Here is a 23,232-nt window from a genome sequence, read left to right as displayed (position 1 = left end):
ACCCGTGCCGCCCCTGGGCGCGAGTAGAATGGGCCGCCTGTGCGCGGATCAGCGGACACGCCGCTGACATCTGGAGAGCATGTTGAAGCCAAGAATCAAAGCTTCCCGCCAGGACGATTCCGGATCGGCCGGGAATGCCGACGTTGAAGACATCACGCTGTCGGAGCAGGTTTACCGCCTGCTTCGGCGCGACATCATGAGCGGGGTTTTCGCGCCGGGCCAGTCGCTGCGGCTGGAATTGTTGAAGCAGCGCTACGGCAGCAGTTTTTCGCCCATCCGCGAAGCGCTCAACCGCTTGCGCAGCGAACGCATGGTGGTGAACACCACGTCGCGCGGCTTCAGCATCGCGCCCTTGTCGGTCGAGGAAATGTGGGACGCCTGTGAAACCCGCATCCTGATCGACTGCGATGCCTTGCGCCGGTCGCTGGCGAATGCGGACGACGCCTGGGAAGCGCGGCTGGTCGGCGCCTACCACGCGCTGACGCTGGCGGCGCAGCGCGCGAGTGAAGCGTCAGCCCCGTCCGACGAACTGGAAGATTTGCTGGAAGCCCGCCACCTGGATTTCCATCACGCGCTGATTGGCGCCTGCCGCTCGCATTGGCTGTTGGACCTGTCCACGCAGTTGTATGCGCAAACCGAGCGCTACCGCCGCCCCGCGCGCGCGGGCGCCACGGCCTATGGGCCGGAACGCAACGTTGATGACGAGCACCGCCAACTGCTGGACGCCGCGATCTCGCGCGACGCCGAGCGTTCCGTGGCCATGCTGGCCGCGCACTACCGCAAGACCGCGCAGTTCATCGAACGCATCATTTCACAGCCCGACACCCAGGCACGACATGCATAACGCCGAGATCGATCTTTTCTTTTCCTCTATCGCCGAGCGCGATGTGCAATACAACGCGCGCGAGTCCGTGGCCGACTTTGACGCCTGCGTGCGGCGCTACGCGGACTCGTCGGCGCGGGTACGCTCGCGCCGCCCCGGCGTGCTGGACCTGCGCTACGGCATGGGTCAGGACGAGCGGCTGGACCTGTTCCTGCCCGCCGCGTCCCGCGCGCCCGCGCCGCTGTTCGTGTTCATCCATGGCGGCTACTGGCGCGCGCAGCGCAAGGAAGACGCGCCCGTGATGGCCGAGGCCTTCAACGCGGCGGGCGCGGCCGTGGCCACACTGGAATACACGCTGGTGCCCGAAGCCACGCTGGGCGAAGTGGTGCGCGAAGTGCGTTCCGCCGTGGCCTGGCTGTACCAGAACGTGGCGGCCTATGGTGTGGACCCCGAGCGCATCTACGTGAGCGGCAGCTCGGCCGGCGGCCACCTGGCCGGCATGCTGGCCGCACCCGGCTGGCCCGCGCGCTATGGCGTGCCGGACGACATCATCAAGGGCACGCTGGCCTTGTCCGGCCTGTTTGATCTGCGCCCGCTGTGCGACATCCTGCCCAACACCTGGCTGCGCCTGACGCCGGAGCAGGCCGCGCATCAAAGCCCCATCTTCAATCTGCCCGAGCGCGCCGGCCCCATGTTGCTGGCCGTGGGCGGGCTGGAGACGCAGGGCTTCAAGAACCAGACGAGCGCGTTCGAGGCGGCCTGGAACGCGGCGGGCCTGGCGTCCACCCGCATTCCCACGCCGCACTGCAACCACTTTGACCTGGTCAACGAGCTGGAAGACCCGGACAGCGCGCTGACCCGGGCCACGCTGGCGATGATGGGGCTGGCCGCCCGTTGAGGGCCAGCGCTGATGGCCGCCGCGCATGGCTGATCTGAAACTCCTGGAAGACCTGATCGCGCTGGCGCGCACGGGCAGTTTCGTGCGCGCCGCCGAACTGCGTCACGTCACCCACCCCGCGTTCGGGCGGCGCATCCGCGCGCTGGAAGCCTGGGCGGGCGCGCCGCTGGTCGAACGCCAGCACCTCCCCGTGACGCTGACCCCGGAAGGCGAGGCGCTGCTCAGGACGGCCACGCAGGTGGTCGAACAGATGGGGCTGGTGCGCCATCGCATCAGCAGTTCGGGCGCGGGCGGGGACGCCGTGCTGCGCATTGCCACCGGCCGCAGCCTGGCGCGCACGCTGGTCGCGGACTGGATTGCGCGCTTGCGGCATCGCACGCCCAAGGTGCTGACCGAAGGCACGCAGGTTGAACTGTCGACGGGTCAGGCGAAAGATCTGGTGGTGCGGCTGGAGCAGGGCAAGGTGGATCTGTTGTGCTGCTACGAGCATCCGGCCTTGTCCGTGCCCTTGAGCCCCGCGCGCTACCGCTACATGACGCTGGCCACCGACAAGCTGGTGCCGGTGAGCCAGGTGGATGCGCGTGGCCGTACCCGCTATGCGCTGCAAGACGGTGGCCAGCCGGTGCCGCTGATCACCTATACGGGCGGCCTGGCGATGGAGCGCATTGTGGGCGACCGCCTGGAAACCACGCCCTATGCACTGACGCCTTTCGTGCGCAGCGATTCGTTGGACGCGGCGCACGGCGCGGTCGCCAAGGGTCTGGGTGTGGCGTGGCTGCCGTGGTCCATGGTGGCGGCGGATTGCCGTCGCGGCGCCTTGGTTGCGCTGGGCGGCCGCAGCGAAGAGATCGCTTTCGAGGTGCGCCTTTACCGTCCGCGCGCTCGCTTGACGGACCTGGCGGAGGCGGCCTGGGAGGCCACCGCGAATCGCAAGGTCTGACGCGCGCCGTCGCGGCGGCGGGGTTGGATCAGGCCGGATCAGCACGAAGATGTGCCGTTTCAGCACGGCTGATGGCCGGGGCGCCCGTGAAAATACGAGCCTATACCTCCAACGAGACGGCTACGCCGTCCACCTCAGCACCCCAAGGAAGAAAACATGAAGTCTTACCTGCATCCGCTGCGTGCGGCGCTTGTTGCGTTCTGTGCCGCCTCGGCCGTGGCCGCCGCGCCGGCCGCCTTCGCCGCCGATTACCCCTCCCGTAGCATTTCACTGGTTGTCGGCTACCCCGCCGGCGGCAGCCTGGACCTGACCGCGCGCCTGTTGGGCGAAGAGCTGGGCAAGCGCCTGGGCCAGACCGTGGTGGTTGAAAACGTGGGCGGCGCCGGCGGCACGATCGGCGCGCAGCGCGTGGCGCGCGCAGCCCCCGACGGCTATACGATTTTCCTGGGCTCCACCAACGAAATGGTGATTGCTCGCATGATCAACACCGCCGTGAAGTACGACAGCGCCAAGGACTTCACGCCCTTGGGCCTGGTGGCGTCGCAGCCTATGCTGCTGGCCGCCAGCAAGAACTCCGGCGTCAAGACGGCTGCCGAGTACTTGCAGAAGCTGCGCGGCGCGGAAGCGGGCACGTTCAATTACGGCTCGTCCGGCGTGGGCACCACCTTGCATCTGGCCGGTGAAATGATCAACCAGGCCACCGGCACACGCGCCGAGCACGTGCCGTACCGTGGCGTGTCGCCCCTGGTCACCGACCTGATGAGCGGCCAACTGGACTTCGGCATGCTGGTGCTGTCCTCGGGCCTGCCGCAAGTGCGCAGTGGCAACATCGTGGCGCTGGGCCTGACGGAGAACAAGCGTTCGCCGGCCGCGCCCGAAATCGCGCCGCTGGCCGCAACGCCGGGCTTTGAATCCGTCGACATCAACCTGTGGTTCGCGCTGTATGGCCCGGCCGGCCTGCCGGAGCCGGTGGTCGCCAAGCTGCGCGGCGCGCTGGACGAGACGCTGAAGTCGGACCAGTTCCGCGGCAAGATGCAGGACGCTGGCGGTGAAATCGCCAAGCCGGGCGTGGACCTTGCGGCCTACCAGGTTGAAGAAACGAAGAAGTACGGCGCGCTGGTCAAGGCCGCCAAGATCGAAGCGCAATAAATCACGCACAAGCCCAGGCACAAGCCCAGGCACAAGCCCAGGCACAAGCACAAGCGCAAGCGCTTGCCACACCGGAATAAAGCGGATCACACCATGGAATTCAAGCTACCCGTTCCTGACCTGAGCGCCGAGCGCGCCGGCAATACCGACACGCCGGGCGTCTGGCATTTTGATTCGGGCGTGCCGGGGCGGGCGCTGATGGTGACCGCGCTGGTGCATGGCAACGAGCTGTGCGGCGCCTGGGCGCTGAAGGACCTGCTGGCGGCCGGCGTCAAGCCGCGCCGTGGCAGCCTGACGCTGGCCTTTTGCAACCTGAACGCCTTCGACCGCTTCGACCACGCCAACCATGACGCCTCGCGTTTTGTGGCCGAAGACATGAACCGCGTCTGGAGCGCCGAGCGTCTGGACAACCCCACAACGCCCGACCGCCAGCGCGGCGCCGAGTTGCGCCCCTGGGTGCAGCAAGCAGATTGGCTGCTGGACTTGCATTCCATGCACGAGCCGGGCGCGCCTTTACTGCTGACCGGCGTACTGCCGCGCAACATTGCGCTGGCGCGTCGGCTGAAAGCGCCGCAGCACGTGATCGTGGATGCGGGGCACAAGGACGGCGTGCGGATGCGTGACTTCGCGCAGTTCGGCGACGCCGCGCGTGAAGACGCCTGCGCCTTGCTGATCGAATGCGGTTTCCATGGTGAGCTGGCCGCGCGCGATGTCGCTCGCGACATGGTGGCCCGCATGCTGGTGGAGTCGGGGGTGCTGGATGAGGCTGACGTGCCGGCCGGCTGGCGGCTGCCCGATCCGGCAACGCAGCGCGTGCTGGAAGTGACTGACGCCGTGGTCGCGCCGTCGATGGATGTGACGTTCGCGCAGCCGTGGACGGGCCTGGAAACGCTGGAGCAGGCTGGGTCGGTGATCGGCTGGGCGGATGGCCAGCCCATCGTGACGCCCTACGACAACTGCACCTTGATCATGCCGTCGTTGCGGCAGTTGAAGCCGGGCGTGACGGTGGTGCGGCTGGCCCGCGATTATGCGGGCTGAGCGCGTCGGCTGACCCTGCGCGTTATTTCTGCGGCGTGTACCGCAGCTCGTCTAGTTCATAGCCCTGGGCCTTGGCAGCAGCCAGGGCCTTGTCCAATTCTTCCTTGGGCAGTTGCGGCGAACGCGACAATATCCACAAGTACTTGCGATCAGGCGTGCCCACCACGGACCAACGGTATTCGGGGTCCAGGCCGATGACCCAGTAGTCGCCCTTGAACGGCTTGAAGAAGGTGACTTCCAGCTTGGCGTTGTTGCTGCCTTCCACGACGGTGGCATTGCCGGTCGCGGAATCAATGTCGCCGTCCTTGGTGCGACAGCGATTGTTCACGCCGATGGTGCCATCGGCATTCGCGGTGTATTCGGCGGTGGTGTCGCCCACGCAGTTGCGCTGGAAGAACATGGGGAAATTCGCGATTTCGTACCACATCCCGGCGTAGCGTTTCAGGTCCACCGATTCCACGGTCTGCATGGGCGGCGGCGCGGCATGGGCGATGCCCACGCTGGCGGCCAGGGCCATCAGGAATGTTGCGGTGCGGCGCATGTAAAAAACCTCCGGCTTGACGAATAACGGATTGAGCCACGGCGCGCGCTTGCCTGTTGGGCGCGCGCGCCGCGAACGCAAACCCTAACGATACGCCTTATTTGCGCGGTGCTTTCAGGGCGTCGTGATAGCGGGCCACGTAGGTGGCGAAGTCCACCGTGTCCGACTCCTCGATGCGTAGCTGTTCCTGCGTTGACTTCACCGCCGCCTGTTCATAGGCCGCGGCCAGGTCTGTGGGCAGGGCTTGGGCGCGCAGCGTGTCGGCGTGCCTGGCGCTTTGCGCCAGCGAGTAGTCGTGAAACGACAGGCCGCTTTGCGTCAGGGCTTCCAGCAGGCGCGCCGACGGGGTGGCGTCGGGCTGATCCAGCTTGACGCGTTGCGCGGCCAGCGCGTCGGCGTAGGCGCTGCCGCCCAGGGCCGAATCAAACAGCGCGGCGTAGGGGGCGATCTGGTCCAGAAGATCGTGGCCCCACTGCGGCAGCGCGACGGACTGGCCATCGCGGTCCAGCGTCAGGCCGGGCTTGCGGCCTTCTTTGACCACCGTGGAAAAATTGTCGGCGCTGCGCTGACAGTAGCCGTTGGCGGGGAAGAAGGGGCTGTCGGACGCCGCGCAGAACAGCAGGAAGGCGTCGACGAAGCGGCTCGTGCTGGCATCGATGCCCACGGGCGATTCGGGGTCGATATCCAGGCAGCGCACTTCCACGTACTGCACGCCGCGTTCCGTGAGCGCGGTGATGGGGCGTTCGCAGCGGCCGGTGGCGCGCTTGGGGCGGATGCTGGAGTAGTACTCGTTTTCGATCTGCAGCACGTTGGTGTTGAGCTGAATCCATTCGCCGTTGCGATGCGTGCCGATCTTTTCGTAATCAGGCCAGGGTTGCGTCACGGCGTCGTACAGGCGGCCCAGGAACGTGTCCAGGTCGTTGTAGCAAAGCTTCAGCTGCGACTGCGCCTTGTTCTGGTAGCCAAGATCGCTCATGCGCAGGCTGGTGGCGTAGGGCAGGTAGAGCGTGTGGTCACCCAGGCGGTGCAGCGGGTGGTCCTGGCCGCGCAGGAAATCGCTGGCCAGCGCGGGGGCCGCGCCAAACAGGTACATCAGCAGCCAGGAATAGCGCGTGAAGTTGCGGATCAGGCTGATATAGCCGCGCGAACGGCGGTCTTGCGCGGACCCGGCTTGCGTGTCCAGCACCGACCAAAGGTCTTCGGGCAGCGAGAAGTTGTAGTGCACGCCGGCAATGCATTGCATCCTCTTGCCATAGCGTTCGGCAAGCCCGCGGCGATACACATGCTTGAGCATGCCCGTGTTGGACTTGCCGTACCACGCGATGGGAATGTCCGCTTCGGCGGGCAGCGTGGCGGGCATGGACTGATTCCAGATCAGCTCGTGGTCCAGCACGCTGTAGACGTGGCGGTGGGTGTTGGTGAGCTCGGCCAGGAGCGCATCCACATCGGTATGCGTGCCCGTGATGAGTTCCAGCAGCGATTCGGAGTAATCGGTGGTGACGTGTTCATTGGTCAGCGCCGAACCCAGGCCGGCAGGGTGGGGCGTGCGGGACAAAATGCCCTGCTCGTCCACGCGCAGGCCTTCTTTTTCAATGCCTCGCAGCGTCTGGGTCAGCAGCGAGCGGTTGGCCTCTAGGCGGGAGAGGCGGTTGGCGGCGGTATCAGTCACGGATTCTTCTCGTTTGGGTCTGTCGCGGGATTTTACGGGGTGCCGGCCTCCTGTGCCGAGGGAGTCAATACAGGGGGCAGGGACAATGCCTGCGCCGTGCGCGCCAGCCATTCGTCCAGGTCAGCATAAACCGGATCGGAAATAGGGGCCGTTTCATTGAAGATCTCGTGCCAGGCGGTGTCGTACCAGCGCAGGGTCAGCAATTCGGCGGGGGCGCGCTGGGCGAATTGGCGGCTGCCTTCGGCGGCGACGATGGAGTCATCCCCCGCCACCATCAGCAGGGTGCGGCAGGGTAGCAGGCCGGCTTCGCGCAGGGATTCGCGACCGTTTTCATCCACGAAGCGGGCCAACCGGCCAGTCATGCGCCGCCGCACCAGCGGGTCGGACCGGTAGGCTTTCACGACGGCCCGGTCGTGCGAGATACGGGCGGGCGCCAGGCCGTGGGGCACGCGCAGGTCGGGCGCATGCAGCGACATCCAGGTCAGCGTGCGGCGCACCCACAGGGGCACGTTGACGACAAAGGGCGGTGAACTGAGTACCAGCGCGTCCAGCTCGGCCATGCGACGCAGGGCAATGCGCACGGCCACCAGCGCGCCCAGGCTGTGAGCCAGCAAGATGGGCGGGCGGCCTTGAGCCTGCGTCCAGGCCTGCAGGCGGTCCACGGCGTCGTGGACCAGGTCGTCCTGGTGGCTCAGGGTGGCGGGCGGGCCGCCCGAACGCCCATGGCCGCGATGGTCGTGCGCGCCCACGGTCCAGCCTCGCGCGGCCAGCCAACGGGCCAGGCGGTCGTAGCGGCCGGCGTGTTCGCTCAGCCCATGCATCAGGTAGACGCTGGGGGTGCCGGGGCCGGTGATGGGGGCGGGCACATTGGGGGCGGCGGGCCAAAGATAGTTGGCCAAGGGGGTGCCGTCGGGCGCGGGGGTCATGGAAATCGGCGACAATTTCAGCATTCCTCGAAATGAGTGGGCCGTCGGGTCACGGTAATGACGATTTCATCGCTGTTTCGTTTCATGTTCAAGAAAGCCGGCCTGATTGTGGGGTTGGCTTTGCTGGTGGCCGCTTGTTCGCCCCGTTACAACTGGCGGGAAGTCGACGTGGCCGATGGCCATGTGCGCGCGGCATTCCCGGACCGCGTGTCCACCGACAGCCGCGACCTGCGCCTGGATACCCACACCTTGCGTTTTACCCTGTCCTCCGCGACCGTGGGCGAAGCCGTGTTCGCGATCGGGTCGGCGCCGCTGCCGCCCGAGATTTCGGCCGACCCCGCCGCCAGGCAGGCGCTGGGCATGGCGCTGATGCAGTCCTTGTACACCAACATGCAGGCGCCGCCGCCCACCCAATGGCCGGCCTATGGGCAGGACATCGAGGTGCACGGCAAGGCCATGGGCAAGCCGGGATGGTTACAGGCCAGGGTCTGGGTGACCGACACCATGCTGATCGAAGCGGTGGCCGCCGGCACGACGGAAAGCCTGCCCCCGGAACGCGCACGGGAATTCCTGCAGTCAGTGGCGATCAAGCCCGGCAGCCCCGTCAAGCAATGACGGTGTCCAGCAGCCCTTGGCGCAGCGCCGCCACCACGGCGGCCCGTCGGCCCCGTACACCCAGCTTGGCGCAGGCGTTGCGCAGATGGAAATTCACGGTGCTTTCACTGACGCCCAGGATGCGGCTGGTTTCCCAACTGGTTTTGCCCGCCGCCGACCAGAACAGGCACATGGCCTGGCGGTCTGACAGCGCTTTCGGGGCAGGCAGCGCCGACAGCGACGTGAGTGGCGCCAAGGGTGGCCCCAGGGCCGACAAGGGCCCGCCGCTCTGGGCAAGCTCTGGGTGGAACGCGCACAAACGTTGAAATGCGGATGCACGCGGGAATGCGGATGAACGCGAAAACTCGGATGAACGCGGAATCGTGGGCAGGCGGCGGGTAGCGGTCATGGCGGCAGGGGGCAAGGCGCCCCGTCGTTGAAGTTGCTGCATGCTGCGGCCGCCCCGACCAGCGCGCAAGCATTGATGCCTTGGCGAATTGATCTACTTATCTTTGACGGAATAGCTGTATGTTGGCCATCGCCCAGTTCTATCTTTCAGCCATCGTGCTGATGCTGCCCCTGCTGTCCTGCGTGGGCATCGGGGTGTTCTGGGGCAAGCGCGATATCCCCTTTGGCGGCGCGTTCATCACCACGCTGGTGACCTCGGTGACCACGCCCGCCCTGGTGTTCCACACCTTTGTCACGACCCAGCTCGACGACCGCGCGCTGGCCGACGTGGCGGCCGCCACGCTGTTGGCGCTGCTGCTGTGCGCGTTGGTCGGCGCGCTGCTGCTCAAGGTCTGGAAGCTGCCGGTGCGCACGTTGCTGCCCACGGCGAGCCTGCCGAACGCCGGCAACCTGGGGCTGCCGATTTCGCAACTGGCGTTTGGCGACGCGGGCCTGTCGGTGGCGGTGGCGTTTTTTGCGGTGAATTCGTTCGTCATGCATACCGTGGCCGTGCGGCTGCTGCCCGGCGTCAACACCAAGGGCAGCTGGAAAAGCCCCATCCTGCTGGCGTCGGTGGTGGCGGTGGCGATGCGCCTGTTGCACATTCCGGTGCCGGAATGGCTGATTGAAACGGCGCGCATGCTGGGCGCCGTCACCGTGCCGCTGATGCTGCTGAGCCTGGGCCACGCCTTGGCGTTGATTCCGTCCAATGGCCTGCGCGATGGCGCCAAGGTGGCGGCGATCCGGCTGGTGGTGGGCTTGGCGGCAGGGCTGGCCGTGGTGTGGGCGCTGGACCTGGAGCCCGTGCTCGGCGGGGCGCTGACCTTGCAGATGGCCATGCCCTGCGCCGTGGTCAGCTATATGTATGCCAAGCGCTACACGACGATGGGCGACACTGCGGCGGGCGCGGTGCTGGTGTCGACAGTGGTGTTCCTGCTGCTGGCCCCGCTGATGCTGTGGTTCACACACGGGGCGTAGCGCGGCGGACTGGGATGCGGGTCGTGATGCCTGGCGAAGCCCGTGGCGAAACCCGCAGCCAGACCCCCGGCCAAACTCGCGGTTTCAGGCCGCCCCGGCCATGTCGCGCAACTGCGCCATCAGCGCGTCGGGAATGTCCACGCCGTGCTTGATGGCGGCGTCGCGCAGCTTGCGGCGGCGGTCGCCGGGCAGGCGCACGCCGTCGTCTTCCAGCATGGCGTCGACCAGCGTTTCCACGCGCTCCAGGTAGGCGTTGTTGCCGGCCAGCGCGCCGGGATCGATCGCCATGAACGCCTGCCCCAGCCGCGCGGGGCCGCCCGCGTCGACAAAGAACGATTCTGTTTCGAAGCCAAAGTGCGCTCCCGTCAGCGCGCAAGCCAGCAGTTCGACGATCAGCGCGAGCATGGCGCCCTTGACGCCGCCCGCCGGCAGCATGCTGCCCGCCAGGCCGGCCTTGGGGTCGGTGGTGGGTTGGCCATCGGCGTCCAGCGCCCAGCCCAGCGGAATGGGCTGGTTGTCGCGCGCGGCGATCATCAGCTTGCCGCGCGCCACCTGCGACAGCGACATGTCGATCACCAGCCTTGCGCCGTTGCGCCGGGGAAAGACCGCCGCGATGGGATTGGTGCCGAACAGCGGGCGCTTGCCGCCCCAGGCGGGCATGGCGGCGGGGGAATTGCTTAGGGCCAGCGCTACCAGCCCGGCGTCCGCCAGGGCTTCAAGGTGGTAGGCGGCTTCGCCGAAATGGTGGCTGTTGGCCACGCCAATGAAGGCGATGCCGTGTTCACGGGCGCGCAGCGCGGCTTGTTCGACCGCCATCGCGCAGGCGGGAAACGCCAGGCCCGAGCCCGCATCGATCAGCGCCGCGCCGCCGCGTTCATGCACGATGCGCGGCACGGCTGAACCAATGGCGCGGCCCGCGCGCAGGTGCCCGGCGTAGAACGGCACGCGCGACAGGCCGTGCGAACTGATGCCCTGGCTTTCCGCAAAAACCAGCGCGCGGGCGGTGCTGTCCGCCATGGCCGGGTTGGCGCCGGCGGCGGCAAGCGCGGCGGCCGCCAGGTGTTGCAGTTCGTCCAGATAGATGTGAGCCATAGCCTTCCTGTCAGGAGAGCGCGCGCCGCGCAGGGGCGGGGCGCCGCCGGTAAACACGATTGTCCCACCAGCGCGGGGCGGCTGCAGCATCCGCAAGCAGTGCTAGAATTCTTTTCGCTGTACCCATGCATTACCCATATTTCGGCGCCGATTTGCCTGATCCGCTTGCGGGCGCCTTCCAATAAATCCAGCTAAAGAGGTCCGTATGACCACTCCTGCCCAACATTTGGCCGGTGATCTGGCCGCTGATCCGGCCAGCGGGTTCATCCCCGCCACCGTCACGACTTCCGACACCGTTGATCCCGGTTCCGTCGGCCTGGTCGCACCCACCTTCATCCGCTTCGATGAGCCGCTGCCCTTGCTTAGCGGCCAGTCGCTGGCTGCCTACGAACTGGCCGTGGAAACCTACGGCACGCTCAACGCCCAGCGCAGCAATGCGGTCTTGATCTGCCACGCGCTGAACGCCTCGCACCATGTTGCCGGGCAAGCGGCCGACAACCCCAGCGACGTCGGCTGGTGGGACAACATGGTGGGCCCCGGCAAACCGGTGGACACCAATATTTTCTTTGTGATCGGCGTCAACAACCTGGGCTCCTGCTTTGGTTCGACCGGCCCGGCAAGCATCAACCCGGCCACCGGCAAGCCCTGGGGCGCCGCATTCCCGGTATTGACGGTGGAAGACTGGGTGCGCGCCCAGGCTCGCGTGGCCGACCACTTCGGCATTGACCGCTTCGCGGCCGTGATGGGCGGATCGCTGGGCGGCATGCAAGCGCTTAGCTGGGCCATCACTTTGCCCGACCGCGTGGCCAATTGCGTGGTCATCGCCAGCACGCCGCGCTTGTCGGCGCAGAACATCGGCTTTAACGAAGTGGCGCGCCGCGCCATCATCACCGACCCGGATTTCCACGGCGGCGACTACTACGCGCAAGACACGGTGCCGCGCCGCGGCCTGTCGGTGGCGCGCATGATCGGCCACATCACGTATCTGTCCGACGACGACATGGCCGAAAAATTCGGCCGTGCCCAACGCGCGCCGGCCGAGAACGGCGCCTACCACTACGGCTACGACGTCGAATTCGAAGTGGAGTCGTACCTGCGCTACCAGGGCGAAAAGTTCACCCGCTATTTCGACGCCAACACCTATCTGCTGATCACGCGCGCGCTGGATTACTTCGATCCGGCCCGCACCACGGGGGGCGACCTGGCGCGCGCGCTGGCGCCGGCCAAGGCCGACTTCCTGCTGGTGTCGTTTTCCACCGATTGGCGCTTTCCGCCGGAACGCTCGCGCGAAATCGTGCGCGCGCTGTTGAAGAACGCCAGCCCCGTGACCTACGCTGAAATCGACGCGCCGCATGGGCACGACGCCTTCCTGCTGGAAGACGCGCGCTACCACGCCGTGGTGCGCGGCTACTACGAACGTATCGCGCGCGAGCTTGGCCTGGCCGCCGGCGCCGCGCAGACCGAAGGACGCTCCGAATGAATCCTGTCACCCCCCGCTATGCCCATAGCGCGCTGCGGCCCGACCTGGCGCGCATCGCCGGCTGGATCGAGCCCGGCAGCCGCGTCCTGGACCTGGGCTGTGGCGACGGCGCGCTGCTCGCGCACCTGCGCGACCACCGTCAGGTGCGCGGCGCGGGGGTCGAACTGGACGACACCTGCGTCATCGCTTGCGTGCGGCGCGGGGTCGAGGTGATTCAGCAAAACCTGGAAGACGGGCTGGCGCTGTTCGACGACAAGCAGTTCGACACCGTGGTGCTGTCGCAAACCTTGCAGTCCATGCACCGCACCGAGCACATCCTGCGCGAGATGGCGCGCGTGGCCCGCCACGGCATCGTGTCGTTTCCCAACTTCGGCTACTGGCCGCATGGCTGGGCCATCCTGCGCGGGCGTATGCCGGTCACCGGCCAGATGCCCTACCAGTGGTACAACACGCCGAACATCCACCTGTGCACGCTGCGCGATTTCGAGCAATTGGCCGACGAGCTGAAGCTGCGCATCCTGGAACGCGCCACGTTCAACGAAGGCCACGAGGTCAAGTTGTTCCCAAGCTGGCGCAGCACGCTGGCGGTGTACCGTTTCGCCACGCCCTGACATTCCGACACCGATCCTCCTGACGGCGCGGCTGAACAGGCCCTAAAATGCCGCAAGCCCGTGGCGCAACGCCTGTTGCGCCGCGCCGCCGCGTTTCAGGAGACCGTCATTACCGCTGTATCCAACGTCTATACCAGCCCCCGCGTGGCCCCCTTGCTGGTCCTGGGCTTTGCCAGCGGACTGCCCTTGGCGCTAACCGGCGGTACCTTGCAGGCCTGGGCCACCGTGGAAGGGGTGCCGCTTCAGGAAATCGGGTTTCTTACGCTGGTGGGCACCGCCTACACCATCAAGTTTCTTTGGGCTCCCTTTGTCGACCGCTACGTGCCGCCCCTGTTGGGTCGGCGCCGGGGCTGGATGCTGCTGACGCAACTGCTGCTGGCCGTGGCGATCATGGTGATGGGGGCGCTGTCACCCTCCACCGCGCTGATGCCGCTGGCCATGCTGGCGGTGCTGGTTGCATTCCTGTCCGCCACGCAGGACATCGCGTTCGACGCCTATTGCACGGACGTATTGCGCAAAGAGGAACGCGGCGCCGGCGCGGCGGTCAAGGTCATGGGCTACCGGCTGGCGATGATTGCGTCCGGCGGCTTGGCGCTGATCATGGCGGACCAGTGGATCGGCTGGGGCTATACCTATGTGCTGATGGGCGGCCTGATGCTGCTGTGCGCGATCGCCACGCTGCTGGCGCCCGAGCCCGAGCACGTCGCGCGCGCGCCGCGCAACCTGGGCGAGGCGATCGGCGAGCCGCTCCACGAATTCTTCACCCGTCGCGGTGCGCTGTCGGTATTGGCGCTGATCGTGCTGTACAAGCTGGGCGACGCCTTCGCGGGCGCCCTGTCCACCACCTTCCTGATACGCGGCGCGGGCTTCTCGCCCACCGAGGTCGGTACCGTCAACAAGGTGCTTGGCCTGGCCGCCACCATCGTGGGCGCGCTGGCCGGCGGGTCCTTGATGTCGCGCTGGGGCTTGTACCGCTCGCTGATGGCCTTTGGCCTGTTGCAGGCCGTGTCGAACCTGGCGTATTGGCTGATCGCCATCAGCCCGAAAACGCTGTGGCTGATGGCCACCGGCGTGGGTATCGAAAACCTGTGCGGTGGACTGGGCACGGCGTCTTTCGTGGGCCTGTTGATGGCGCTGTGCCAACGGCGGTTTTCCGCGACGCAGTTTGCGCTGCTGTCCGCGTTATCGGCCGTGGGCCGCACCTATCTGGCCGGGCCGCTGACCCCGCCGCTGGTGGAACATATGGGCTGGCCGGGCTTTTTCCTGTTGACGGTGGTGATCGCCTTGCCGGGCCTGGTGCTGCTGAAGGTCTTGCGCGGCACCATCGACACGATGGAAAAGCAGGGCGACCAGGTCTGATGCGGTGGCGTGCTGGGTGAAAAAAATGGCGGCGCACAATGCGCCGCCATGTTCAGGCTAGCTTTCGTCTTGCAGCCGGACGATCAGCACGTCACTGGGCAGGGATTCCAGCAGACGCTCGGCCACGCTGCCGATCGCGGTGCGCAGGATGCCGGTGCGGCCATGCGTGCCCGTCACCACCAGGTCCGACCGATGGTGGAACGAATATTCCGACAGCACGGTCTCGGGCTGGCCGGGTTCCAGCACCACCTCGGGCGGCGTGCGGCCCGCCAATTCGGGCGTGTTGGCCGTGAATTCCCGCGCGCTCTGCTCCGCGCCCTTGTAAAAGCTGCGCGTGACGGCATCGTCGGGTGCGGCCGCGCCCTTGAACGGCACGTCATAGGCGTGGAACAACGTCAGGTTGGCGTTGGGCACCAGTTGCAGCGCGGCACGCAAGGCATGGCGCGATCCGTCCGAAAAGTCGGTGGCGACCAGCACATCGCGATACGGCTTGCGCGGACGGGTCTTCACCACCAGCACCGGCTGGCGCGCCTGGCGGGCGAGCTTTTCGACGGTGGTGCCCAGCAGCAGCCGGCCCAGGGTTTCGTCGCGCGCGGTACCGGTGACGATCAGCGAGCAGCCATAGCTGTCGGCGGTTTCGATGATGCGCGTGAGAGGGTCGCCCGATACCACGACCACTTCGGTGGAGACGTCGGCTGCGGCCAGGTCTTCGGCCAGCTCGCGTTCGGCCAGCGCCTTGTGGTCGGTGGACAGCCGCCGCCAGACCGGGGTGGTCAGGCGCGCCGTTGTGGCGTGGCTTTCCATGACGTGCAGCACGATCAGCTGGGTGCCGAGTTCACGCGCGAGCTGTAGCGCGCGGTCCAGGGCGCGGTCGCCGCGCGCGCTCAGGTCGGTCGCCAAAAGGATGGGGCCTGTTTGCTGTGTCATATCTTTATCTCCCGGTTGCAGCCAGGGTGACGAACCCCGCGTCCGCGCAGCCTGGCTTTCTGGCCCTTGAAGGGCATGTCCCGATTGTCTCGCCGCGATGCAAATCGGGAATTGATGGATATCAACGCACGGTCCAGCGTAGGGGATGACAGCACGGGTGGCAATCCCGCCTTGAGCCAGGTCAGTCTCAATACAATGGGGGCCAGCCTTGCCTTGCGGCTCAAGCTTTGGCCGCCGTTACTTGCCCGTGCGCGGGCAGGGTCCGATCCCCGACATTCCTGAATTTTCCCCATGCTCTCCGACATATCCCCCTTGTTGCTGCACACGCTGTACCTGGTCGCCATCGTGGCCGAAGCGATGACCGCGGCGCTGTCGGCCGGCCGGCGCGACATGGACTGGATGGGCGTCTGCATCATCGCGTGCGTGACGGCGCTGGGTGGCGGGTCGCTGCGCGACGTGCTGCTGGGGCATTACCCGCTGACCTGGGTCATCCACCCCGAATACCTGTGGATGACGGGGGGCGCGGCCATCCTGACCGCGTTGATCGCGCCGGTGATGCGGCGCCTGCGCAGCCTGTTCCTGCTGGCTGACGCGCTGGGCCTGGTGGCCTTTACCGTTATTGGCTGCCAGGTGGCGCAGATGATGCAGTTGCCCATTACCGTCGTACTGATCAGCGGCATGATCACCGGCTGCGCGGGCGGGGTGCTGCGCGACGTGCTCTGCAACGAAGTGCCGCTGCTGTTTCGCAAGGAGCTCTACGCCAGCGTGTCGGTGGTGACCGGAGCGCTGTACCTGGGCGGCCAATCCCTGGGCCTGTCGGCCAACGCGGCCGTGCCGCTTGCGCTGGTGGCGGGCCTGGCGCTGCGGCTGTTGGCGCTGCGTTTCAACTGGCAGATGCCCAAATTCGTGTATCGGGACGATTGGCACTGAGCGCCGGGTAACGAGCGCCTGCCGGCCTCGCCTGCGGCTCGGATTCGCCTCTGCAACAATTTTCTTATTTGTGTTTCAATAGATTTCTAGTATCTTCTCGCTGTCTCATACCATGCCTCGCGCAGTACAAAGGGGAGCCGATTGGACGTCAAAGCGCCCGCCACGATTCCGTATTTTCTGCAGGAACAAATCCGCGCGTTGATCGTGGATGGCACGATCCGGCCAGGCCAGCCCTTGCGGGAGCAAGAACTGGAGCAGCGTTTCGGCACCAGCCGCAGCCCGATCCGGGAAGCCCTGCGCCTGCTGGAACTGAGTGGCCTGGTCACGCATATCCAGCGCAAGGGCTTTCGGGCCACGCTCTATACCGAAGCGCAGATCCGTCATCTGTACATGCTGCGCGCCGAACTGGAGGCGTATTGCATGCGCCAGTTGGCCGACATGCAAGACCTGGCGCCGCTGGTTGCCGAACTGCGCAGCTACGACCAGGCGATCGCGTCCTCGATGGCCAAGCGCGACGCGCGCGCCTGCATTGCGGCCGCGCGCGAGTTCTATCTGGCTTGCGCCCGCTATACGGGCAATACCCCGCTGACCAGCATGCTGAGCAAGCTCTACGAACAGGTGGAGCCGCTGCGCTTTCTGCTGGCCAAGCGGTCGGTGCAAGCCCATGTGATCCAGTCGTACACCAACAGCATCACGCTGGCGTTGACGGCACGCGACGTCGACCGCGCTGCTGAGTTGACGCGCACGTATGTGCTGGAAGTGCTGCCGAGCATTCTGGAGGCTTACCGAGAAGCCGCGGGGCAGAGCACGGCGCAAGCCACGGCGGACACGCCCGCCCGTTACGCCCGGGGCTGATCCGCCTGGTTCGTCAAGCCGGCGCCAGCACCGCGCGCAGCGGCGCCAAGGCCTCGTGCAATTGCGCAAAGGCGCGTTCACGTTCCCCATCCAGGCGCTGCGCGTCTTCCATCTCTATCTGCTGAAAACGCAAGGTTTGGCCGGGCGCCGCCTGCGCCAGCGCCGGCAGGTCCACCGTGGCGATCTGCGCAATCTTGGGATAGCCGCCCGTGGTTTGCCGGTCGGCCATCAGGATGATGGCCTCGCCGCCCGCGGGCACCTGCACGGTCCCGAAGCAGGCGGCCTCCGACAGCATCTGGCGCGGCGCGTCCATGTTCAATGCCGGGCCGAGCAGGCGATAGCCCATGCGATCCGACTGGGGGCTGATGCGGAATTCGGCCGTGGTGAAGGCTAGTCGCGAGGCCTCCGAAAACGCTTCCCAGTGCAGGCCGGGCAGAAAGCGGATGGACTCCCGCCGCTTGTTGGCCACCACGCCGGGCAGATAGATGCGCAGGTTCCACAGTGCCTTGTGCAAGGCGTCCAGGTCGCGGCCCTCCGCCAGCGGCGTGCGTAGCGCAACCTGGTCGCCCTTGGCCAGCGCGCGTCCCTGGAAACCGCCGAAGCCGCTGCGCAGATACGTGCTTTCGCTGCCCATCACAGGCGGTAGCGCAAAGCCGCCGTGCACCGCCAGGTAAGCGCGCACGCCTGTTGCGGCACGGGCGCCGAAGGCCAGCGTGTCGCCCGCGCGGGCCACCAGCGGGCGATGCACGGGAATGTCCTGGCCGTTCAGCGTGGCGCCCAGGTCGGCGCCGGCCAGGGCAAAACAGGCCGGCACGTCAAAACGCAGGGTGGGGCCTGTCAGCGTGATTTCCAGCGTGGCGGGGTCGCCCGTGTTGCCTGCCAGCGCATTGGCAAGCCGGTGCGCGCGCTCGTCCATCGCGCCCGCTACGGGAATGCCCTGGTGCTGGTAGCCCGCGCGGCCTCGGTCCTGAAAGCTGGACAGCATGCCGGGCTTGATGACGGTCATGCTCATGGCTGGCCTTTGCGGATGCGGTCGAATTCCTCGGGCGTAATCGGCACGAAGCGTACGGAATCGCCGGGTTGCAGCAGTGAGGCGGGTTCGCGGGCAGGGTCGAACAGGGCCAACGGGGTGGCGCCAATGATGTTCCAGCCGCCCGGCAGGCGGCTCGGGTAGATCACCGTCTGGCGGTTGGCCACCGCCACGGCGCCCGCGGGGACGACGGTGCGTGGCGAGGGCCGGCGTGGAATGTTCAGCGGTTCATCATGCACGCCCAGATAGGCATGGCCGGGCGCGAATCCCAGCATGAAGACCATGCTGCGGCGCTGGCTGTGCAGGGCAATGATGGCGTCGGGCGACAGGCCCGCGGCGTGCGCCACGTCGGCCAGGTCGGGCCCATGTTCGCCGCCATAGCAAACGGGAATGTCGATGTCGCATCCGCCCACGGCGTCGGCGGGAATGCCTTCGGCCAGCAAGGCGTTGATGCGGTCGGTCAGGCTGGCGCAGGTGGGGCCGTTGCCCAGGCCATCGGGCCGGTAATGCACCGCGACTGCGGCAAATGATGGCACCACGTCGGTGACGCCCGCCCAGCGCGCGTCGCGCAGTTTGCGCGCGGCGGCCAGGCAGGTGCGGCCAAGGTCGGCGTCGATACGGTCGCCGAACGAGACGACGATGCAGCGGTCACCCTGGGGCAGAATGCGCCAGCGGGGGCGGGCCGAGGAAGGAGGTTCGGAAGAATCGTTCAACGGCGCGGCACCTGTTGGGCGGATTACTTGGCGAAGAGCGAATCCATGTTCTTGAATGCCTTGAATTCCAGGGCGTTGCCCGACGGATCCAGGAAGAACATCGTGGCTTGTTCGCCCACTTCGCCCTTGAAGCGGATGTACGGTTCGATGACGAATTCCGTGCCGGCGTCGATCAGGCGCTTGGACATGGCTTCCCATTGTTCCATGGAAAGCACGGCGCCGAAATGGCGCACGGGCACGTTGTGCGAGTCAACGGCGCTGGTGGCGTTGTGGCCGCATTCGCTGGGGGCCAGGTGGGCAACGATCTGATGGCCGTAGAAGTTGAAGTCGATCCATTCGTTCGAGCTACGGCCCTCCGGACAGCCCAGCGTTTCGCCGTAGAAGGCGCGGGCTTCGGCCAGGTCGCGGACCGGGAAGGCCAAATGGAACGGCGGCAGGTTGGTTTGGGCGGTCATGAAAAACTCCGGGTCGTTCAAAGTGTGATGGTGATGCGGATGCTTGCCTGGTGTTGCTGATCACAAGCTCCAGGGCATAGTTTAGGTATTGTTTTTTTGATTGAAAAACGATATTTTTTGTGTCTTAGCATCGAAAAAATTGATCGTGATAAAAGAATTCAAGACATTCATCGCCGTGGCGCGGGATGGCACCTTCACCGGAGCCGGCACGCATCTGGGCCTGACGCAGTCGGCCGTCAGCGCCCAGATCAAGCGCCTGGAGGAATACCTGGGCGTGGTGCTGTTTGATCGCAGCGCGCGCGCCGCCGTGCTGAATGCCCATGGCCGCGAGATGCTGCCGCAGGCCGAAGAATTGGTGGCCATGGCCGAACGCATGGTCACCACGGCCGGCGCCGGGCAGGTCAGCGGGTCCTTGCGTATCGGGGCGATTGCTTCGGTGCAGCAAGACTTGCTGGTCGGCGCGCTGGGCCGGTTTCGCGCCGTGTATCCCGACGTGCGGGTGCGCGTGGTGCCGGGCGTGTCGCTGTCGCTGTTGGGGCAGGTGGACGCGGGCGAAGTGGACATGGCCGTGCTGATCCGCCCGCCTTTTGCGCTGCCGCCGGAACTAGGCTGGCAGCGTTTGCTGAGCGAGCCGGTGGTGCTGGCCATGCCGGATTCCATGCCCGTGGCACCCTGGCGTGAGCTCTTGGCCACGCAACCGTTCATCCGTTACGACCGTGCGTCGTTCGGTGGGCGCGTGGTGGATATCTTCCTGAAGAAACATCGCATCAATGTGCACGAGGCCGTGGAGCTTGATGAGATCGAGGCCATTGCCAGCATGGTCCGGCACGGCGTTGGCGTGGCACTGCTGCCGCAATTGCGCGGGCTGGACACGACGGGGCTGCGCCTGCTGCCGCTAGGCGACCATGCCTTTCAGCGCGAAATCGGCATCATCGGCCGCCTGCCTTTCGATGCCGGCAGCGTGCGCGAAAAAATGGCGGAATGTTTAGCCGAGGCAGCAAGCTCGTAGGATGGGTGAAGCGCGGCAGGAAAGTCAGAAAAAAGAGCCGCAAAACGCGTGTATGGCCCGGGGACATGGGTAACGGGTGTTCGGGGACATAGGTAACACTTCTAGCATCACGGTATGGTCGTTTTTAGGAGCGAGCGATGCCGTGGAAGGAGTCAAGCCTTATGTCCTGCCGAATGGAGTTCGTTCAGCTTGCCCTGCAACCGGGCAGCAATGTGCGGGAGCTTTGCCGGCGTTTCGATATCAGCGCCAAGACCGCATACAAGTGGTTGGGCCGCTACGAGCAGAACGGCCAGGCTGGGTTGCAAGATCTGTCTCGCAGGCCAGGCAATAGTCCTGGGCGCACGTGTGAGCAAATCGAAGCGCAGGTGATCGACCTGCACAAGCGTTACCCGTACTGGGGGCCTCGCAAGTTGCGGGCGCTGCTTGGGCCGACTACGGCGCCCGCGCCCAGTACCATCTCGGCAATTTTGCGACGACATGGCTATCGGGTCCAAGGCGAGGACTCGAACGTCGGGCTGGCGAACCAGCGCTTTGAGCATGAGGCGCCAAACCTGTTGTGGCGGATGGACTTCAAGGGGCACTTTGCCCTGACCGACGCGCGTCAGGGACGGTGCCATCCGCTGACGCTATTGGACGATCACTCACGCTACGCCCTGTGCATCCAGGCTTGTGGCGATGAGCGCAGCAAAACTGTGCAGCAGCACCTGAAGGCCGTATTTCGCCGTTACGGATTGCCCGAACGGATCACCGCGGACAACGGCCCATCCTGGGCATCGGTGCGCGGCCTGGGGCTGACAGGCCTGGAGGTTTGGCTCATGCGGCTGGGTGTGCGTATCAGCCACAGTCGCCCTCGCCACCCGCAAACCCAAGGCAAGCTAGAACGCCTGCATCGAACGCTCAAGCGCGAGTTGATCCAGGCCCGGGGGTTTAGCAGTCTGCTGGACTGCCAGCAAGCCATGGATCAGTGGCGTGAACAGTACAACCACGTCCGGCCCCACCAGGCGTTGGGGCAGATGCCGCCCCTGTCGAGATATAGACCTAGCCCTCGTCGCTATCCTGCCTCGTTGCCCCCGATCGAATACGAGCCGGGCGATCGAGTGCTCAAGGTCAGGACCAAAGGGCAGATCATTGTGAACGGACGCGTCGTCTTCGTCGGAGAGGGAATGGCGGGTCTGCCTGTCGCGGTCAGACCCTCCTCGCAAGACGGCGTGCTTGATGTCGTCTTCCTGTACAAAATTGTTCAACAGATCGACCTCAGAGCACCCCAATAGGATAAAAACCTATGTGTTACCCATGTCCCCGAACATGTGTCACCCATGTCCCCGGTCCATACAAACGCGCGCAACCCATCAAGCATCGGTAAACCCAAAACGGCAGCAGCCACATAGGCAACGCCGCACGATGGGTTTCGCGCGAAACCTGGCGGCGTTCTTGCCACCGATCTCGCGCGCTGCACCCATCCTACCCATCCTACAGTCTGTCGCAGCGGACGGTGATAGGGTGGCTGCGCAGGGTGGTCATGACGATGTCGTCGACCTGGCCTTCTACGTCGGTGATGACGTAGCCGATTTGGCCCTTGGTTTGCAGCGTCTGGCTGACGATGTTCAGGCCATGTTGCGCCATCAGGTTGTCCAGCGTGCCCAGCGCGCCCGGCGCGTTGCGGTGTACGTGCAGGATGCGGGTGGCGCCGGCCGGTTCCAGGTAGGGCAGCTCGGGGAAATTGACCGCGCCCTTGGTGGTGCCCGCCTGCATGAAACGCACCAGCTTTTCGGCCACTTCACGGCCGATGTTCTCTTGCGATTCCTGCGTGCTGCCGCCGATGTGCGGGGTCAGGATCACGTTGGGCATGCCGATCAAGGGGCTGGCCAAGGGTTCGTCGGCGCTCTTGGGTTCGGTGGGGAAAACGTCCAGCGCCGCGCCGGCCAGGTGGCCGGACTTCAGCGCCGCGTGCAGCGCGTCTATGTCCACCACCGTGCCGCGCGAGGCGTTGATGAGGATGGCCCCGCGCTGCATGCGCGCAATGGTCTCCGCATTCATGATGTTCTCGGTCGACTTGCCGCCCGGCACGTGCAGCGTGACCACGTCGGCTTGCTCCAGCAACTCGTTGAGCGTGCCGGCGGGGCGTGCATTGCCTAGCGGCAGCTTGGCTTCGACGTCGTGGTAAATGACGCGCATGCCCAGGCTTTCGGCCAGCGTGCTGATCTGCGAGCCGATGTTGCCGTAGCCCACGATGCCCAGCGTCTTGCCGCGCGTTTCAAACGCGCCCGCGGCGCTTTTGTCCCAATGGCCCAAGTGCACGCGGGCGTTCTTTTCCGGAATACGGCGCAGCAGCAGAATTGCTTCGCCCAGCACCAGTTCGGCAACCGAGCGGGTGTTGGAGAACGGTGCGTTGAATACCGGGATGCCGCGCTGCATGGCCGCGTCCAGGTCGACCTGGTTGGTGCCGATGCAAAAGCAGCCCACCACGCGCAGGTCGGGGCTGGATAGCAAGGCGGCGTCCAGGTGCGTGCGAGAACGGATCCCCGCCACCTGCGCGCCGCGCAGGGCGTCGTGCATCTGCGACGGCGGCAAGGCCGCTGCGTGCGTGACGATATCGGTGTAGCCGGCGGCTTCGAAGACCGCGCGGGCGCTCGGATGGATGTTCTCGAACAGGACGATTTTTGCCATGACTGCCAGGGGGTGGTGAGAAAGCGTTTTATTTATTGTGGCGCATTTTTGCTGCAGTGCAAGGAGTAGCCATTGAGGCGGTGTGGATGAATTGTTTCAAC

General features: G+C 66.0%; 24 protein-coding genes and 1 riboswitch. Of the genes, 14 read left to right on the top strand and 10 right to left on the bottom strand.

Annotation, left to right across the window (positions count from 1 at the left end; translation table 11 throughout):
- The first annotated feature begins 82 nt into the window (after positions 1–82).
- From CVS48_RS03900 to CVS48_RS03880, 5 genes are all read left to right on the top strand, one after another.
- A complete protein-coding gene (locus CVS48_RS03900; RefSeq protein ID WP_100857496.1) occupies positions 83–844 on the top strand; it encodes a GntR family transcriptional regulator in 762 nt (253 codons plus the stop codon).
- On the top strand, positions 837–1,721 hold the full coding sequence (locus CVS48_RS03895) for an alpha/beta hydrolase (RefSeq protein ID WP_100853336.1): 885 nt from the start codon (positions 837–839) through the stop codon (positions 1,719–1,721). The genes CVS48_RS03900 and CVS48_RS03895 overlap by 8 nt, the downstream gene beginning before the upstream one ends.
- A gap of 25 nt (positions 1,722–1,746) precedes the next feature.
- Positions 1,747–2,661, top strand: coding sequence for a LysR family transcriptional regulator (locus tag CVS48_RS03890; RefSeq protein ID WP_100853335.1), 915 nt, complete (start codon positions 1,747–1,749; stop codon positions 2,659–2,661).
- A gap of 156 nt (positions 2,662–2,817) precedes the next feature.
- On the top strand, positions 2,818–3,810 hold the full coding sequence (locus tag CVS48_RS03885; protein WP_100853334.1) for a Bug family tripartite tricarboxylate transporter substrate binding protein: 993 nt from the start codon (positions 2,818–2,820) through the stop codon (positions 3,808–3,810).
- Between the two features lie 93 nt (positions 3,811–3,903).
- On the top strand, positions 3,904–4,848 hold the full coding sequence (locus tag CVS48_RS03880) for a M14 family metallopeptidase (RefSeq protein ID WP_100853333.1): 945 nt from the start codon (positions 3,904–3,906) through the stop codon (positions 4,846–4,848).
- A 22-nt stretch (positions 4,849–4,870) separates the two neighbouring features.
- On the opposite strand, the gene CVS48_RS03875 is transcribed toward CVS48_RS03880, so the two are convergent.
- From CVS48_RS03875 to CVS48_RS03865, 3 genes are all read right to left on the bottom strand, one after another.
- Entirely contained in the window at positions 4,871–5,389 is a 519-nt protein-coding gene (locus CVS48_RS03875; protein ID WP_100853332.1) for a lipocalin family protein, read from the bottom strand.
- Between the two features lie 97 nt (positions 5,390–5,486).
- The gene (gene gshA, locus CVS48_RS03870) at positions 5,487–7,058 is read right to left on the bottom strand and encodes a glutamate--cysteine ligase (protein ID WP_100853331.1); all 1,572 of its coding nucleotides are present in this window, start codon (positions 7,056–7,058) and stop codon (positions 5,487–5,489) included.
- Positions 7,059–7,090: 32 nt separating this feature from the next.
- Positions 7,091–7,999, bottom strand: coding sequence for an alpha/beta hydrolase (locus CVS48_RS03865; RefSeq protein ID WP_100857495.1), 909 nt, complete (start codon positions 7,997–7,999; stop codon positions 7,091–7,093).
- A gap of 42 nt (positions 8,000–8,041) precedes the next feature.
- Here CVS48_RS03865 and CVS48_RS03860 point away from each other — a divergent pair, with 42 nt between their 5' ends.
- Positions 8,042–8,599 carry a hypothetical protein gene (locus tag CVS48_RS03860; protein WP_100853330.1) on the top strand — a complete coding sequence of 186 codons (558 nt, stop codon included), beginning with the start codon at positions 8,042–8,044 and terminating at the stop codon, positions 8,597–8,599.
- Here the strand turns inward: CVS48_RS03860 and CVS48_RS29565 are convergent.
- Positions 8,589–8,834, bottom strand: a complete 246-nt coding sequence (locus tag CVS48_RS29565) for a helix-turn-helix domain-containing protein (protein ID WP_279629469.1) — start codon at positions 8,832–8,834, stop codon at positions 8,589–8,591. The two genes, CVS48_RS03860 and CVS48_RS29565, sit on opposite strands and share 11 nt — an antisense overlap.
- A 272-nt stretch (positions 8,835–9,106) precedes the next feature.
- On the opposite strand from CVS48_RS29565, the gene CVS48_RS03850 reads away from it, so the two are divergent.
- Complete coding sequence (locus CVS48_RS03850; protein WP_100853328.1) at positions 9,107–10,003, top strand: AEC family transporter; 897 nt, start codon at positions 9,107–9,109, stop codon at positions 10,001–10,003.
- Positions 10,004–10,087: 84 nt separating this feature from the next.
- Here the strand turns inward: CVS48_RS03850 and CVS48_RS03845 are convergent, their stop codons facing one another.
- Complete coding sequence (locus CVS48_RS03845; RefSeq protein ID WP_100853327.1) at positions 10,088–11,095, bottom strand: Ldh family oxidoreductase; 1,008 nt, start codon at positions 11,093–11,095, stop codon at positions 10,088–10,090.
- A gap of 134 nt (positions 11,096–11,229) precedes the next feature.
- Positions 11,230–11,311: riboswitch (SAM riboswitch) on the top strand.
- Here CVS48_RS03845 and metX point away from each other — a divergent pair.
- The 3 genes from metX (at position 11,301) to CVS48_RS03830 (ending at position 14,545) form a co-directional block, all read left to right on the top strand.
- Positions 11,301–12,575, top strand: coding sequence for a homoserine O-succinyltransferase MetX (metX, locus tag CVS48_RS03840; RefSeq protein ID WP_172616211.1), 1,275 nt, complete (start codon positions 11,301–11,303; stop codon positions 12,573–12,575). (Overlaps the previous riboswitch by 11 nt.)
- Complete coding sequence (gene metW, locus CVS48_RS03835; RefSeq protein ID WP_100853326.1) at positions 12,572–13,186, top strand: methionine biosynthesis protein MetW; 615 nt, start codon at positions 12,572–12,574, stop codon at positions 13,184–13,186. Before metX ends, metW begins: the two co-directional genes overlap by 4 nt.
- Before the next feature lie 75 nt (positions 13,187–13,261).
- The gene (locus CVS48_RS03830) at positions 13,262–14,545 is read left to right on the top strand and encodes a muropeptide transporter (RefSeq protein WP_419191461.1); all 1,284 of its coding nucleotides are present in this window, start codon (positions 13,262–13,264) and stop codon (positions 14,543–14,545) included.
- Between the two features lie 57 nt (positions 14,546–14,602).
- On the opposite strand, the gene CVS48_RS03825 is transcribed toward CVS48_RS03830, so the two are convergent.
- Positions 14,603–15,472 (bottom strand): universal stress protein, encoded by an 870-nt coding sequence (locus CVS48_RS03825; protein ID WP_100853325.1) that lies wholly within the window; start codon positions 15,470–15,472, stop codon positions 14,603–14,605.
- 291 nt (positions 15,473–15,763) lie between these two features.
- Here CVS48_RS03825 and CVS48_RS03820 point away from each other — a divergent pair, with 291 nt between their 5' ends.
- Positions 15,764–16,402, top strand: a complete 639-nt coding sequence (locus tag CVS48_RS03820; protein ID WP_050449121.1) for a trimeric intracellular cation channel family protein — start codon at positions 15,764–15,766, stop codon at positions 16,400–16,402.
- Positions 16,403–16,543: 141 nt separating this feature from the next.
- Positions 16,544–17,257, top strand: a complete 714-nt coding sequence (locus tag CVS48_RS03815; protein WP_100853324.1) for a GntR family transcriptional regulator — start codon at positions 16,544–16,546, stop codon at positions 17,255–17,257.
- 13 nt (positions 17,258–17,270) lie between these two features.
- On the opposite strand, the gene CVS48_RS03810 is transcribed toward CVS48_RS03815, so the two are convergent.
- From CVS48_RS03810 to CVS48_RS03800, 3 genes are read right to left on the bottom strand one after another with little or no spacing between them, the layout of a single operon-like run.
- Positions 17,271–18,269 (bottom strand): 5-oxoprolinase subunit C family protein, encoded by a 999-nt coding sequence (locus tag CVS48_RS03810; protein ID WP_100853323.1) that lies wholly within the window; start codon positions 18,267–18,269, stop codon positions 17,271–17,273.
- Positions 18,266–19,000: a 5-oxoprolinase subunit PxpB gene (gene pxpB, locus CVS48_RS03805; RefSeq protein ID WP_100853322.1), complete on the bottom strand. Its 735-nt coding sequence runs from the start codon at positions 18,998–19,000 to the stop codon at positions 18,266–18,268. Before pxpB ends, CVS48_RS03810 begins: the two co-directional genes overlap by 4 nt.
- Before the next feature lie 23 nt (positions 19,001–19,023).
- A complete protein-coding gene (locus CVS48_RS03800) occupies positions 19,024–19,455 on the bottom strand; it encodes a VOC family protein (protein WP_100853321.1) in 432 nt (143 codons plus the stop codon).
- A 145-nt stretch (positions 19,456–19,600) separates the two neighbouring features.
- Here CVS48_RS03800 and CVS48_RS03795 point away from each other — a divergent pair, with 145 nt between their 5' ends.
- The gene (locus CVS48_RS03795) at positions 19,601–20,464 is read left to right on the top strand and encodes a LysR family transcriptional regulator (RefSeq protein ID WP_167401087.1); all 864 of its coding nucleotides are present in this window, start codon (positions 19,601–19,603) and stop codon (positions 20,462–20,464) included.
- Positions 20,465–20,601: 137 nt separating this feature from the next.
- Positions 20,602–21,735: an IS481 family transposase gene (locus CVS48_RS03790; protein ID WP_100853319.1), complete on the top strand. Its 1,134-nt coding sequence runs from the start codon at positions 20,602–20,604 to the stop codon at positions 21,733–21,735.
- Positions 21,736–21,934: 199 nt separating this feature from the next.
- On the opposite strand, the gene serA is transcribed toward CVS48_RS03790, so the two are convergent.
- A complete protein-coding gene (gene serA / locus CVS48_RS03785) occupies positions 21,935–23,131 on the bottom strand; it encodes a phosphoglycerate dehydrogenase (RefSeq protein WP_100853318.1) in 1,197 nt (398 codons plus the stop codon).
- Between the last annotated feature and the right edge of the window lie 101 nt (positions 23,132–23,232).

Source organism: Achromobacter spanius, assembly GCF_002812705.1.
Classification (GTDB): Bacteria; Pseudomonadota; Gammaproteobacteria; order Burkholderiales; family Burkholderiaceae_B; genus Achromobacter; species Achromobacter spanius.
This window is presented reverse-complemented; position numbering and strand designations above follow the sequence as displayed.